At 42.4% G+C, this 15,020-nt stretch carries 14 protein-coding genes; 12 read left to right on the top strand and 2 right to left on the bottom strand.

Annotation, left to right across the window (positions count from 1 at the left end):
- Window positions 1-10 precede the first annotated feature (10 nt).
- From ACFSJY_RS00680 to ACFSJY_RS00630, 11 genes are all read left to right on the top strand, one after another.
- Window positions 11-1,459 (top strand): alpha/beta fold hydrolase, encoded by a 1,449-nt coding sequence (locus tag ACFSJY_RS00680; protein ID WP_386030075.1) that lies wholly within the window; start codon window positions 11-13, stop codon window positions 1,457-1,459.
- A gap of 12 nt (window positions 1,460-1,471) precedes the next feature.
- On the top strand, window positions 1,472-2,209 hold the full coding sequence (locus ACFSJY_RS00675; RefSeq protein ID WP_386030073.1) for an ABC transporter ATP-binding protein: 738 nt from the start codon (window positions 1,472-1,474) through the stop codon (window positions 2,207-2,209).
- Window positions 2,209-3,384, top strand: a complete 1,176-nt coding sequence (locus ACFSJY_RS00670) for an ABC transporter permease (RefSeq protein WP_386030071.1) — start codon at window positions 2,209-2,211, stop codon at window positions 3,382-3,384. The genes ACFSJY_RS00675 and ACFSJY_RS00670 overlap by 1 nt, the downstream gene beginning before the upstream one ends.
- Before the next feature lie 36 nt (window positions 3,385-3,420).
- Window positions 3,421-4,014: an RNA polymerase sigma factor gene (locus ACFSJY_RS00665; RefSeq protein ID WP_386030069.1), complete on the top strand. Its 594-nt coding sequence runs from the start codon at window positions 3,421-3,423 to the stop codon at window positions 4,012-4,014.
- A complete protein-coding gene (locus ACFSJY_RS00660) occupies window positions 4,011-4,586 on the top strand; it encodes a hypothetical protein (RefSeq protein ID WP_386030067.1) in 576 nt (191 codons plus the stop codon). Before ACFSJY_RS00665 ends, ACFSJY_RS00660 begins: the two co-directional genes overlap by 4 nt.
- A 249-nt stretch (window positions 4,587-4,835) precedes the next feature.
- Entirely contained in the window at window positions 4,836-6,089 is a 1,254-nt protein-coding gene (gene glyA, locus ACFSJY_RS00655) for a serine hydroxymethyltransferase (RefSeq protein ID WP_386030065.1), read from the top strand.
- Between the two features lie 364 nt (window positions 6,090-6,453).
- Window positions 6,454-8,571 carry a tetratricopeptide repeat protein gene (locus ACFSJY_RS00650; protein WP_386030063.1) on the top strand — a complete coding sequence of 706 codons (2,118 nt, stop codon included), beginning with the start codon at window positions 6,454-6,456 and terminating at the stop codon, window positions 8,569-8,571.
- Window positions 8,572-8,665: 94 nt separating this feature from the next.
- Window positions 8,666-9,292 (top strand): chromophore lyase CpcT/CpeT, encoded by a 627-nt coding sequence (locus ACFSJY_RS00645; RefSeq protein WP_386030061.1) that lies wholly within the window; start codon window positions 8,666-8,668, stop codon window positions 9,290-9,292.
- 347 nt (window positions 9,293-9,639) lie between these two features.
- Window positions 9,640-10,722: a 3-deoxy-7-phosphoheptulonate synthase gene (locus tag ACFSJY_RS00640; protein ID WP_386030059.1), complete on the top strand. Its 1,083-nt coding sequence runs from the start codon at window positions 9,640-9,642 to the stop codon at window positions 10,720-10,722.
- Window positions 10,723-10,727: 5 nt separating this feature from the next.
- Window positions 10,728-11,855 carry a bifunctional chorismate mutase/prephenate dehydrogenase gene (gene tyrA, locus ACFSJY_RS00635; protein WP_386030057.1) on the top strand — a complete coding sequence of 376 codons (1,128 nt, stop codon included), beginning with the start codon at window positions 10,728-10,730 and terminating at the stop codon, window positions 11,853-11,855.
- 37 nt (window positions 11,856-11,892) lie between these two features.
- A complete protein-coding gene (locus tag ACFSJY_RS00630; protein WP_386030055.1) occupies window positions 11,893-12,372 on the top strand; it encodes a thioredoxin family protein in 480 nt (159 codons plus the stop codon).
- A 72-nt stretch (window positions 12,373-12,444) separates the two neighbouring features.
- Here ACFSJY_RS00630 and ACFSJY_RS00625 read toward each other — a convergent pair whose 3' ends face one another.
- Entirely contained in the window at window positions 12,445-13,062 is a 618-nt protein-coding gene (locus ACFSJY_RS00625; protein WP_386030053.1) for an outer membrane beta-barrel protein, read from the bottom strand.
- Between the two features lie 57 nt (window positions 13,063-13,119).
- Window positions 13,120-13,776 carry a hypothetical protein gene (locus ACFSJY_RS00620; protein ID WP_386030051.1) on the bottom strand — a complete coding sequence of 219 codons (657 nt, stop codon included), beginning with the start codon at window positions 13,774-13,776 and terminating at the stop codon, window positions 13,120-13,122.
- Between the two features lie 191 nt (window positions 13,777-13,967).
- Between ACFSJY_RS00620 and ACFSJY_RS00615 the strand changes: the two genes are divergently transcribed.
- On the top strand, window positions 13,968-15,020 hold the full coding sequence (locus ACFSJY_RS00615; RefSeq protein ID WP_386030049.1) for an efflux RND transporter periplasmic adaptor subunit: 1,053 nt from the start codon (window positions 13,968-13,970) through the stop codon (window positions 15,018-15,020).

Raw genomic sequence — 15,020 nt, 5'->3', positions numbered from 1 at the left:
GGAAAACAACATGTGGAAAAAAATATTGAGCGTTGGCTTAGTATGCGCTTCTGCGTCTAGCTTCGCTAACCAATCTGCACTCAAACTCGACGAGTGCCATGTCGACGGTATAAAAGAAAAAATCAAATGTGGCACGCTTTCTGTGCCAGAAAACTATGAAAAACCTGACGCAACAAAAATAGATATAAACTTCACAGTCATTCCCGCTATTGACGATTCTGGAAAAAAAATACCGTTAATGTTCTTAGCGGGTGGCCCAGGACAGGCTGCATCTGAACTGTCGGCCATGCTGCGCAATCGTTTTTATGAAGTGCGTAAAACGCGAGACATTGTATTAGTTGACCAGCGCGGTACAGGACAATCTTCACAGTTAAAGTGTGATATCCCAGAAATGCAAAATGCGGATGTTTATGGCACGTTCACTTTTGATATCGATAAAAATGATATCGCAGAGTGCGTCGGTCAATTTACGCAGGATGTCAGTCAATACAATACTGAAAATGCGATTCGAGATTTTGATGCGGTTCGCGAAGCACTTGGTCATGAGCAAATAAATGTCTATGGAGGCTCTTATGGCACGCGTGCAGCACTAAATTATATGCGTATGTTTCCTGATAGCCTGAACAGTGTTGTTCTAGACAGTGTTGCGCCGATGGATATTCGCATTGGCTTGTTTGGCCAAACGGCTGAACGTTCTTATCAAAAATTAATTGAAAACTGCTTTGCAGAGGAAACGTGTAAAGCGGCGTTTCCGAACCTTGACGAGGACTACCAAACGGTATTTAGACGTTTAGTTAAACAACCGGTTGAAATGACTATTCCACACCCCCGCTTAGCGACACCGACAAAACTGATTATTGACTCTGAAAAGTTTGTGTCGACCATTCAAATGCAACTATACAGTGTAACGGGTCGCAGCATGTTGCCGTTGCTCATCAGCGAAGCCGCGAAAGAAAACTATATGCCATTTGTCGGCGTTCTTGCGCAAAGCGATGAATTGCAACCGCCTGGTTCAGTCTATGTCAATGTGTTAATGAATATTGCCTGCAATGAAGATTTCCCTCTAATAGAAGAAAAAGATTGGATTGATGATGCCAACAATACGTTTGCGCGAAATATCAGTCATCGAGGATTACGTCTAATTTGCCCGTCTTGGCCAAAATACCGCGCTTCAGAGGCCTTGTATGAACAGGTTCGTGCAGATATCCCAACGCTGATTTTATCAGGTGACTTGGACCCGGTAACACCACCAGCATATGGTGATATAGCAGACGAAATGCTACCCAATAGCCGTCATATAGTGGCCGAAAAGTTATCTCATATTGTTGCTATTAATGACTGTGGTGTTGGCATAGTTGCCAAATTTATCGAAGACAAAGACTTAGAAGCCGTTGACGACACTTGTCTAACGGAGCTGCCAGCTGAAACATTTATGACCAGCTTAAACGGCAACATGTAAGGGATTAGTAACATGATAATAGTAGACAATTTACACAAGACATTTGGTAAAGATGTTAAAGCGCTTGATGGTTTGTCGTTTAAAGCAAATGATGGCGAAATAACTGGGATATTAGGGCCCAACGGTGCAGGTAAGACAACCTGCTTACGCACACTGTATGGTTTGTTAAAAGCGGATCAAGGAACGGCAACAATTGACGGAATTAGTGCGGTTGAAAGTCCAATCGAAGCGCGTTCAAAATTAGGTATATTTCCGGATAAATTCGGCTTGTATGAGCGTTTAACCGCCTATGAGCAGATTGACTATTTTGCCAGTATTCATGGTATGTCGGGTGACACTAAAAAAGCAGCGATTGAAGAGATCATCAAAGATCTCGAGATGGAAGCATTAGCGCACCGTAAAACGCAAGGCTTCTCTCAGGGCCAACGTATGAAGGTAACACTGGCGCAGGCGTTGGTGCATAAACCGCGCAACTTTGTGCTTGATGAGCCGACTCGAGGTTTAGACGTGATGAGTACTCGCATACTGCGCGATTATTTAAGCCGCTTTAAGGAACAAGGTCACTGTATTTTGTTTTCAAGTCATGTGATGCAAGAAGTTGCTGCACTTTGTGACCGTGTCATCATAGTTGCAAATGGCAGATTAGCCGCTGAAGGAACACCAGCAGAGCTTTGTGAGTTGGCAGGCGAAAGTCAGCTAGAAGAAGCTTTTGTTAAGTTGATTGGTTCAGACGAAGGAGTGGCAGCGTAATGAGTTCAGGATTTAACCAATTTAAGGCACTTATCACAAAAGAGTTTAAAGAAGCCTTTCGCGATAAACGCGCATTAATGGTGGCATTTAGTATGTCGCTATTGGCACCAATCGTTATTATTGCAATGTCTAAAACCATGATTAAGGAAATGGTCGAAAAGCCAGCCGTTTATGCCTCTATCGAAGGCGCGCAATATGCCCCAAAATTAATGAAGGCTTTTCGTGATGACAATATTTTACCATTGGAAGAAGCTGACGAGAGTGCTAAGCCGATTTGGGAAAAGCGCAACATTGCTATTTCTATCCCAGAAACATATGGCGAAGACATGGTGGCCGGAAAAGTTATTAATGTGGTTCTGAACGCAGATTATAGCGACAAAGCTACATTAGCGCCGCTTCGTCGCGTAAAAGATGTGGTGCGCGATCATGCTCGCAGCATTGGATACAAACGACTGGTAATGCGTGGCATAGATGTTCGTATCTTGCAACCTATCAAGTTGGTTGAACAGGACAGAGCACAGCCAAGTGGCAATGCTATGATGATTAGCCTAATGCTTGGTTTGTACTTGCTAATGGGGGCATTTATGTCTGGTTTATCAGTAGCGATAGACTCAAGTGCTGGTGAGCGTGAACGAAACGTACTGGAAATGTTGCTTTGCCAGCCCGTAAGCACCATAAAAATAGTACTCGCCAAGTTGACGTGTGCAAGCTCAATCTCTGTGATTTCTATAGTGCTGATGTTAGCTGTTACGTCCGCATCCATCGGCTTTGTCGACTTAACCAAAGTTGGGATGACGTTCAGTATTGACGCCTTTACCTTTGTAACCTTGTTATTGCTATTGATACCTATTTGTATTGTTGCAGCTGCACTTCAATTGTTTGTAGCGTTTCAAGCCAAAAGCTTTAAAGAGGCGCAGTCCACCGTCACTATGTTGATAATGGTGCCTGCTTTTGTCCCTTTTGTGTTGATGTTTATCGACAACCGACCGTTGTGGCTTGATTGGATTCCTGTTGCTGGTCAATCGATTATCATGGAAGACCTGTTTAAAGGCTTACCGGTTAATTGGGCTGCTCTAGGCGTAACGAGCTTGGTCACTCTAGTCTTCTCAGCGATATTAGTGTCGGTGCTAGCGAAGAAACTACAATCTGAGAAAGTCGTCATGGCCCTTAGCTAATGTGTTGTTAACAAGTTTGGCTCAGAGATTTTTCATATGTTAGAGTTTATCGCCGATTCACAAGTTAATCGCTTCAACGCGTTAGCGAGAAACAGGCAGACCAAAAATAATAACAAGGAAGGTCTTTTGAGCCATAAACAACAGTTTACTGAATGGATGGTAGAGCATGAAAAAATGCTAAAGCATATCATCATAGGTTTTGAGGCAAAACCAGCTATTCAAGAAGAACTATTCCAAGATATTGCGTTAAATATTTGGCAAGCCCTACCTCGATTTAAAGGGCAGGCCAGTGTAAAAACCTTCGTTGCCCGAATTGCCCATAATATTCTAGCCACGCATGTCGCTAAAGCGGTACGTACCGTAAAAGCGGATAGTGATATTGATGAGCAACACGATATCGCAACGTCTGACGCAACACCTTATCAACAACTCAGCAAAGCGCAGAGGCAACAGCGGTTGTCTGCTGCTATTCGAGAACTGAAACTAGAGCAGCAGCAAGTGATTACTTTGGCACTTGAAGGCATGAGTTATCAAGAAATGGCGGAGATACTCAATATTACGACTAACTTAGTGGGCGTTCGCTTACAACGCGCAAAAGCGTCACTCATGAAGCGTTTGGAGGCCAAATGAGCGAAAAATCGCCGATAGATGAGCAGTGGGATTCTTTGGTTGATGATTGGCAATCGCAGCCCTATGAAAAAGTAGATACTAATAAACTGATCAAACAACTGAAGAAGAGAACCTTTTATGCCAAATTAGTGTTGTTTTTAGATGTCATTGCCACCGTTGGGCTAGCATGGTCATTCTTTTGGTCACTGGACAATGATGACTTTAATTTACCGACGACTATCTATCTTGGAGTAGGTGCCGTAGGTTCACTTATTTATACGATTTTGGCATTTAACATTCGTTTTGCTACTTGGAGAATGGATGCAAGCGATCCTGAACAAGTCTTCCACAAGAATATGAGTGCGCTTAAAGGCGCTATTCAATATGCCAATCTTTGGGTATATAGCTGCTATATAATATTGCCTTTAGGTAATTGGTTTGTCTGGGAAATCGGCAAGACAACGGAAAAAAGCATGTTTTACGGATATGTGTTTATGAATAGTCTTACACTGTTCATGATAGCGTGTGGATTGGTATTCAAGGCGAGAAGACAACGCGAATTAGACAGTATGAATGAAATAATAAACGGTTAATTATCTTTAATCCGTTTATTTCCCGGTTTTTTATGTTAATTGTGAATTTTATTTGTTGAAACCTGGTTTTATCTTTCCTATATTTAATAACCACTGAATTCGTAGCTTTTATTGAAAGCTTTTGGTGGTTATAACATTTCTGTTTTGCCGAAAACTTGAACGCTTTTACATATACAAGGCGGTTGTTTTCAGGCAAAATATGCCGCCTTAAAATACAAACATTAACGCTATCACCACAGAGGATAAAACATGCTTACTCGTGATATGAATATTGCTGATTTCGATGCAGAATTGTGGCAAGCGATGCAAGACGAAGTTGCTCGTCAAGAAGCTCACATTGAGCTGATTGCATCTGAAAACTACACCAGCCCGCGCGTTCTTGAAGCGCAAGGTTCTCAACTAACAAACAAGTATGCAGAAGGTTACCCTGGTAAGCGTTACTATGGTGGTTGTGAGTTTGTAGATAAAGCAGAAGAGCTAGCTATTGAGCGTGCTAAAGAGCTATTTGGTGCTGATTACGCCAACGTTCAACCTCATGCTGGTTCACAAGCAAATGCTGCGGTATTCCAAGCGTTAGTTACGCCAGGTGGTAAAGTATTAGGTATGAGCCTAGCACATGGTGGTCACTTAACCCATGGTTCTCACGTAAACTTCTCTGGTAAATCATACGAAGCATTCCAGTATGGCTTAGACGAAAATGGTGACATTGATTACGCAGAAGTAGAGCGTTTAGCGTTAGAGCACAAGCCAGAAATGATTATTGGTGGTTTCTCTGCGTTCTCTGGCATCGTTGATTGGGCACGTATGCGTGAAATCGCTGACAAAGTAGGCGCTTACTTCATGGTTGATATGGCTCATGTTGCGGGCCTTATTGCTGCAGGTTTATACCCTAACCCTGTTCCACATGCGCACGTTGTAACAACAACGACACATAAAACACTAGCGGGTCCTCGTGGCGGTCTTATCATCTCAGGTTGTGGTGATGAAGACGTTTACAAGAAACTTAACTCTGCAGTTTTTCCAGGCGGCCAAGGTGGTCCTTTAATGCACGTGATTGCAGCTAAAGCAGTTGCATTCAAAGAAGCATTGCAGCCAGAGTTCAAAGAATACCAGCAACGTGTATTAGACAACGCTAAAGCGATGGTTTCAGTATTGCAAGAGCGTGGTTACAAAGTCGTATCTAACGGTACTGATAACCACTTGTTGTTACTTGATTTAATCGACAAAGACATCACAGGTAAAGATGCTGATGCAGCGTTAGGTCGTGCACATATCACAGTAAACAAGAACTCTGTACCAAACGATCCTCGCTCTCCGTTTGTTACTTCAGGCCTTCGTTTAGGTACGCCAGCAATCACACGTCGTGGTTTTGGTGTTGAAGAAACGCAACAGTTAACTGGCTGGATCTGCGACATTCTTGATAACATGGGTGATGAATCTGTGATTGAGCGTGTTAAAGGTGAAGTAGCAGAAATCTGCTCGCGTTTCCCTGTTTACGCATAATATTACAGCCTATTGTTAGGTAGGCATTGTTAGTTAGGCTTAGTTAAGTAGACTAGGTCTACAACTGTTTAAAAAAGGTCGCTTAGGCGACCTTTTTTGTGTTTTATTTACGGTATGCATCTGTGCACCTTACATTAGTCGTAACAAGCCTGTTACGATTTATCACCTAAACTCCATATTTTGCACACATTTGACAGGTCTAATAGGAGCAGCTTGGGCACAATGGTGCCTTTAAGCCAGATAAAGTCTTAGTGGTAAACAAAAGGGGAATGTTCTGATACTTCACCAGCCTAACAACAATCATGTATTTAGAAAGCGACTGAGAAGCGTATGCCTCGTTTTTGTCAGCGTTTTTTCTTTTTATGTGTTTGCACAATCAGAGTGGGGAGAACAGGAGGAAAATACCTTACAGGCTAAACTTGCTCAAATTGATTCTGCGTCAGATGAAAATTTCGCTATCTTGGAAGAGTTGCTGCAACAAGCGACAAAAAATGCGTCAGTGCAGATTCGTCTAAAACAAGCGGCACTTTATCGTCGTAGCGGCCAGTTGGACAAAGCAGAAACCATTGTTAATGACTTTGAGAAAAGCCTTGAAAGCTATGACAGACTGACAAAAATTGCAATATTGCGTAGTGCTGCTGCGTTGCAAAGAAGCAGGAACAACTATCAAGGCGCCGAACAGTTGATCAAGCAAAAAGTTATGCCTTTAGTGATTTCTGACGATGCGATATACGGCGAGGTACACCATGAACTTGGCCGATATTTGCGGCTTCAGTTTCGACTCTCTGAAGCGAAAAAGCATTTCGAAGTAGCAGAAGCCTTCTTTGAAAAGACACAAAACATTTTGGAGTTAGCAAGTGTTTATAGCAGTTTAGGTGTACTCCATGAATCGCTAACCGATTATTCAGTCGCACTTTCCTATGAACAAAAAGTGTTAGAGATATACAAAGTCCATGGCGCAAGTAAATCAGATAGGGCCGGTAACTATTTTAACCTTGGTGAAGTATATTACCGAACCGGCGAATATGAGCTCGCATTAGGGTATTTTAATAAGGCGTTAATACTAGATACCGAGCTCAATAGTATTAATGACATGGCGTTTGATTATCATCGTATAGCGTCTCAATATTACGAGATGGCTGAATATAATGATGCGCTAAAGTTCACAAAATTAGCGATTACTCTGCTTATCCAGCAGCAAGCGAATCAGGCGTTATCTCGTTCCTATGCCCAGGAAGCACAAATTTATGCTGCACTTAACCAACAAACGCAACGAGAAAATAGTTTGCTGTTAGCGCAGCAAGCCAATGATAAATCGCCCACTGATCTACAACAGAGCCGACTATGGTATGACTACGCTGAACTCTATAGTGATAAAGGCGATCTTCAACAAGCCCTCGAATTCGCTAAAAAGGCGACTGAATTAGGACAAAAATTGGAAACTGCACGGTATGGGGTTCGAGATAACAAATTGCTGGCCGAGCTTTACTTTAAAACAAATGCATTTGAATCTGCTTACCTTCACCTTAATAAAGCCTATGAGCTTAATCAGACAATAACCGATGAAAGTCGTATTAAGGAAAGTGAGAAATATAAACGTGATGTTCAACTGCTCGAAGAGCGGCTAAAAGTTGAGGAGCTTGAGAAACAAACTGCACAGCAAAATGACCAAGCTGCGCAAGTCCTAGTTGAACGGCAACGATGGTTATCCTTTGGGATTTTTATTCTCTTTGTTTTGATTTCACTCAAATACTACTTGTGGCAAAAGCATAAAACAGCAGCATATGAAGCACGTTTGTATGCAGGCGTGATAAGACAGAAAAACCAACTACTGGCAGATGTTTCTCATGAGCTTCGAACGCCTTTATCAACACTGAAGCTGCATATTGAAGCGTTGCAGCATAATTTAATAGAAGATGTGTCTGCCAGTTATGACATGCTCAATAAAAAAGTGACAGAAATTAATCGTCTCATCACAGATATCTACCAGCTGGCGCAGTCAGATATTGGCACGTTGACCCTAAATATGGTGCCATGCGACATTGGTAAACTACTTGACCAATGTGCGCATGATTTTAAGAAAAGTTTGAGTGAAGAGTCTTTAAGTTTTTCTTACGATATTCAGATTGAAAATGTGACGCTGCATTGTGACAAAGAAAAGATTAAGCAAGTGCTATCTAACTTATTTGCCAATAGTCGCTTCTACACTTCCCAGCCTGGTGTCATTCGTTTACACGCGTATACCCGAAAAAATTTGCTCTTTATCGTTTTAGAGGACTCCTCTCCGGGGGTTGATGCTGACCAAGTTGAAAAAATATTTTCCAGGCTTCATCGTGTAGAGGCCTCACGTTCACGTCAAACGGGGGGCTCAGGGCTAGGGCTAGCAATTTGTCGTAGCTTAGTAAACAACCATCAAGGTCATATAGTGGCCGAGCAAAGTGAACTTGGAGGCTTGAAGGTGACAATCTCTCTACCGGTCTAGTGTCATTTTGCTCTCACCGTGGAGCGCTCTTGCGAAACGTCATAGTCTTCTTCTATTATCCCCAACCGAGATAACAATAAAAACAAGGATAGCTATGAAATTTAAAGCACTATTTGTATCGCTTGCCATGTTAAGCCCCATTGCTTCTCATGCAACTGATCTTGAAACACTCGCTGATTGGATGACGGGCTCTTTCAACAGTAAAGCGCAGTCTGTTACTAACGAAAAGTTCTACAATATAAATTTGGAAATGACGCAAATATGGCCGGGAAGTGAGAGTGTTATTTGGTTGTACGTTGAACAGGCAGTAGCAACAGACATCGACAAGCCTTATCGACAAAGAGTGTACAAGCTGGAAAAGGTAGCAGCGGGACAATTTTTGAGTACTGTCTATGCCATGCCGGATCCTGATAAGGTAGTGGGTGCCTGGCAGAAAACAGAAAAGCTGGCGGGTTTAACCCCTGAGGCACTGCTATTACGAGAAGGGTGTCATATCAACATTTCGTTAGATGATAAAGGCGTTGCATTCGTCGGTTCTACAGACCAAAAGCTATGTTCGAGCAAATTACGCGGTGCAACCTATGCAACGTCACACGTTGATATTCAAAGTGATGTGCTAACAAGTTGGGATCAAGGATTTGATTCAGACGACAAACAAGTTTGGGGTGCTATTGAAGGTCCGTATGTCTTCGATAAAGTGAAGAATTACACGATTCGATAAAAACTTTGAACAACAAAGGCCACTTCAGTGGCCTTTTTTATTGCCCGTAAATCAATAAAAACAATGGGTGTAACCTTAAGTGTACAAACGGTGAAAATAATACTTTACAGTTGTAGTGTTTGCCGTGTAGGATAACCAGCAATTAACGTCGAGTATTTACTCGGCATTTTTATATACATTTACTCAAGACCTACAGCGCTGATAATGAACAACCTTCTCTATACAATCAGTTATCTAAGCCTCCGATATTTGGGCTATTTGCGCTTTACCCGCTTTATTAAGTAAGCGTTGCTTACTGACCCCCTTACTCTATATTTATTTTATTAACGACTTCACTGGAAGACATTATGGGCACACAACCACACGTAAAGACGTTGAACGATATTCACGTTAATGCAGAAGAAGTACTGATTACACCAGAGCAACTTCGAAATGCACTACCTCTTTCAAATGACGGGCGCGAGTTCGTTAAAGCGTCAAGAAAAGCTATCTCAGATATTATTCACAAGCGTGATCATCGCTTGTTGGTGATCAGCGGACCTTGCTCCGTTCATGATGTGGATGCTGCAAAAGAATACGCACATAAATTAAAAGCGCTCGCGGAAGAACACAAAGATAGCTTATACGTGGTAATGCGAGTTTACTTTGAAAAGCCACGTACAACGGTTGGCTGGAAAGGCATGATCAACGACCCTCACATGGATGGTTCGTTTGATGTTGAAACAGGTCTTTTAAAGGCGCGTGAACTACTTCTTTACTTGGTTGAGTTAGGCTTGCCCCTAGCAACAGAAGCACTTGATCCTATAAGTCCACAATACCTTGCTGAGTTGTTCAGTTGGGCAGCTATTGGCGCACGTACTACTGAATCTCAAACGCACCGTGAAATGGCAAGTGGACTTTCTATGCCGATTGGCTTTAAGAACGGTACAAATGGCAGCCTTGACGTTGCTATCAATGCCATGCAGTCGGCCGCATCTTCACATCGCTTCATGGGTATTAACAAGCAAGGCCAAGTCGCATTGATCAAAACGTCTGGAAACCCTGATGGCCATGTTATTTTGCGCGGCGGTAAACAACCTAATTACGACTCAGTCAATGTAGCTCTGTGTGAGCAAGACTTAAAGAGTAGCGAGCTCGAACCGTCAATTGTTATAGACTGTAGTCACGGTAATTCGAATAAAGATTACCGCCGGCAACCATTAGTGGCTGAAAACGTGGTAAACCAAATTGTTGAGGGTAATAAAAGTATCATTGGAATTATGTTGGAAAGTCACATTAATGCGGGTAACCAAAGTACTAACTTACCGCCAGAACAATTGAAATACGGTGTTTCGGTAACGGATGCCTGTATTGATTTTGATACGACCGTTGGTATTTTTGAACAAGCGAGTGTCAAACTTGCTGAGTCATTAAAAAGCAGAATTGCATAGGCCTTATGAAAGATATCTCGCAAGAGCTGTCCGTTTTACGAGACGAAATAGACGACATAGACAGTGAACTTGTTAAGCTGCTGGCCAAGCGTCGGCAAGTAACATCGAAAGTTGGTGCGTTAAAAAGCACTGTTGGTATGCCAATATACGCACCGGAGCGAGAGGCTGCATTACTTAAAATGCGTCGAACACAAGCAGAGCAAGAGGGCATTAATCCAGATGTGATAGAAGATGTTCTGCGTCGATTGATGCGAGATTCATATTCCAGTCAAGATGAAAGTGGCTACCGCTGTGTGAATCCTAATTGCAAGGAAGTGATTGTCGTCGGTGGACAAGGGCAATTAGGCGCTATTTTTGTCGATTTATTCAAACGCTCTGAATACACCGTTCATGTGATCGAGAAAGATGATTGGGATTACAGTGAAGCGATATTAGCGAAAGCTAGTGTTGTTATTGTTGCTGTGCCTATTCGCCTTACGGCTATGATTATTCAGCGCCTTAACAGTTTGCCTGATGATTGCATACTCGCTGATGTCACCAGTATTAAAGAATCGCCTTTGTACGAAATGATGCGTGCCCATAATGGTCCTGTTGTCGGCTTGCACCCGATGTTTGGTCCTGACGTATCAGGTCTTATTAAACAAACGATTATTACGTGTGAGGGTAGAGGTGCTGCGCAGTATCAATGGCTGCTGGAACAATTTAAAGTATGGGGCGCAACGATATACCCTGTTAGTGCCTATGAGCATGACAGAGCGATGGCGATGGTGCAGGTGATGCGTCACTTTTCAACTATTGCTTACGGTTATCATCTCATGACAGAGGGGGCTGACCTGCAACAGCTTGTAGACATGAGCTCGCCTATTTATCGATTAGAGCTTATTATGGTTGGACGCTTATTTGCGCAAGATCCTGTTTTATATTCTGATATAATTTTTGCCAACTCAGATAATGTCGCTATGATGAAGCGCTTCGCTTATCGATTCCTTGAGCTATTGGAAGATGTTGAAATGGGAGACAAGGAAGCGTTTGTCGCCATGTTTAACCAGGTCTCGGAATGGTTTGGTGATTATGCTGATATTTTCCTCGCCGAAAGCAAAACCATGTTGCTAAAGGCTAATGAAATAAAGTAGCAGGCATTTAACCAACAAAAAATTGGCCATACATACTATGCAAAAAATAATAAAATGTTTCAGCGGCGCCTTGCTTGCTGCTGCGCTATCAGCTTGCGCTTCCACGGAAAATAAAGTTGACGATTATGTTGGGGAAATTAGCCAACAACAGTTGTTAACTGACTATGCCGTGTTTGCAAACGGCCACTCAAGCTTTGCGTTAACGGAAGTGCAGAAAAATCAGTTAACTGCGTTACCTAGAGGGACTTCGTTGGAAGTCTATTTTGGGACTTGGTGTCATGACAGCGAGCGTGAGGTACCTCGTTTGTTAAAAGCGTTTGCGCAACGCCCTGATATCCCCGTGACAATGTATGCACTTGACTACCATAAACTGGATCCTGACGGTCGTGCTGAAGACGCAGGTGTAAAATTTACACCAACGATTATTGTTAAGTTCAAAGGTCAGGAGATGGGACGAATCATCGAGAGACCGAAGATTAATTTAGTTGCTGATATCAGTGCAATGTTTGATCGTTGATTAATATTTCATAACAACAAAAAAGCCAGCATATGCTGGCTTTTATTCGCTGAAACAAAGAGTTTTAGAGTGTCAAAAAGCGAATGCTAAACCAACAGAGATCGAGGTGTCATAGTAAATAGCATCATCAAACTCTGCGATGCAAACATCGTCTCTACAAAACGTTTCATCATCTTCATCGGTATACGTGGCATACCCTCTTATTTCAGTGAACATCGCGAAAAACGGTGTAAATTCGTAACGTGTGCCCACTGCTAAGGTAGCAGAGGGGAATATTTCACTTTCATAATCAGTGTCGATATAGGCTCCGCCTAAACCGATAGAGAAGGTGGTTACATAGTTTCCATCTCTAAATTCAGCTACCCCATTAAAGTGCGTGTAAAGTACGTTGAGATCTTCTTTACCGCCGTCACTGGGATTATCGAAGTCGTGGCTCACATAATTAATCAGAATTTGGCCTTGGCCATTGGGGGAATCGCGCCATGAAAAAGCTAGCCCTAAATGTGCATCGTCTGAAATGTCGATATCGCCGCCATTTCCGTCACCTATTTCAGGACCAAACATATAGCCGAAATACGGCGTGATTTCGTATCCGCTAGGCGTTTCAGAATCTTGGGCGTGCACACTAAAAACACCTAAAAGAAGCGTCAGTATACCTATGTAAGTCTTTGTTTTGATGAGGCTAAACATGCATGCTGTCCTTGTTGTTTTTATTTAAGTATATAGCATCCATGCTATATCGACTGATTATTTTCCTTGGGTTGTTAAGCTTTGTTCAGCAGCTAATATTATTGTGCTCATAACTTTAGCGCCAGCGACACTCATTTGATTCGGTCCGGTAAGGGTGTCTGATGAGTGAATCAATTTACTGTCAATAACTTCCTCAATAGGGGTTTCGCCATCTTTTAGTGTGATATACAAGTTATTAATGGTGACTTTGTTGATACTTAATTCAAATTCCTTTCGACCCGCTAAGCCTTTCTGATTTTGTTCTGCTGTATCAACGAGTGCTTCAATAAAGCCGTTTAGTACATTAAGCGCTTGCTTCGGTGCTTGGTTTGGAAGCTCAAACTGCGCATTTTCAATCATGACCCATTCAGTATTTACTACTTTTTTCTTGAGGCTTCTGCCTTCATATTGCCATTGCATGGTGTCAATGTTGAGGGTTGCGTATTCACCGTTAAAAACAGGTGTTTTCAAGGTTATTCCGGTTATAGCGCCGGCGTTATCTTGGCGAGAAAACTGAACGTCTTGTATCGAAAATTCACTGCCTTTAGGTAATTTCTGGGAAACAGTGTTTTGGTAGTCGTCTATGTATTGACGCATGGAACCACTGGCAGCAAACCACATTAAGCCACCAAGAATAACAAAAGCCAATATGGCGAGATGAGCAGGTTTAATCAAAGCTGTAGCTCTGTCTGTTGTTGGTAACTCTAGATTATATCTGAATTTTTTAGAGCAAACGATTTTTAATCTTATTTTACCTCTTGGTAACAATTTTACGTTTAACGTCCTATATTTTCAGATGAATAGCCTCGTTGGGTTATCACTACTTTGATAAATTTGCTCGACTAAATTGAGAGTGTGTATCTGCTATGCCTAGAACTATAAAAAGTCGTCTTCCGTTTTTAACTCTTTTGCTGCTGATAGCAGGGTTAATTGTTTATATTAATTGGCCGCAAGAGGCTGGGGAGAAGAAACGTCATCAGCGTACGGTGGCTGTTCGAGTCGCTCAAGCACAGACAGAAGAGTTCAAAGACGTCATTGAAGCGCTAGGTAACGCCCGCGCAAATGAACAGGTACTTATTACTTCAAAAAATGCAGACTTTGTTGAAGGCGTGTACTTTACCGATGGCCAAATAGTCAGTAAAGGTGACATCCTGGTAAAGCTGAACCATGCGGAAGAAGATGCAAAAATTAAAGAGCTTGAAGCAAATTTAGCAGAGTCTGTGGCTCAACTTAATCGTTTCCAAGGACTTTTACAGAAAAAGGCGACGTCAAAATCTCAAGTAGATGAGCAGGAAGCGAAAACTAAAGCAATAGCTGCTCAGCTGCTCAGTGCTCGCACTAAATTGAACGAATTAACTATTTCAGCACCTTTTGATGGGGTGTTGGGCTTTAGAGAAATCAGTGTTGGTGCGTATATAGAATCAGGCGCACTTATTACCTCGCTAGATGACCTCAGTATTGTCAAAGTCGATTTTTCTGTACCAGAACGCTTTTATACCACTGTAAAAATAGGTCAAGCGATAGAAGCAACGAATACCGCATATGGTCAGCGAGTGTTCATGGGGAAAATTACATCGATAGACCCTCGCATTGACAATGTAACTCGCATGGTCAAAATCCGTGCTGAAATCCCAAACTCTGATTATGCACTTCGCGCCGGTATGCTACTCAATATTAACGTAGAGCGTAGCGTTGAGAATGTTCTTCAAGTGCCTGAGAGTGCAGTTATCCCTATCGAAGATAGACACTACGTCTTTGTCACCAATGAAGGTAAAGCGGTCAGAAAGCAAGTAACAGTTGGTCGCCGTAAACCAGGCAAAGTAGAAATTATTGGGGGGCTAGTGGAAGGCGAAGCTGTTGTGGTTGAAGGCGCGTTGAAACTGCGAGAAGGCAGTAGCGTTAACATTCTGGAGAACTAG

Origin of the sequence: Thalassotalea euphylliae, assembly GCF_042682785.1 — a bacterium.
GTDB classification, from domain to species: domain Bacteria; phylum Pseudomonadota; class Gammaproteobacteria; order Enterobacterales; family Alteromonadaceae; genus Thalassotalea_F; species Thalassotalea_F euphylliae.
Note: the sequence above shows the minus strand (reverse complement) of the source record. Positions and strands in the feature narration are given on the sequence as shown.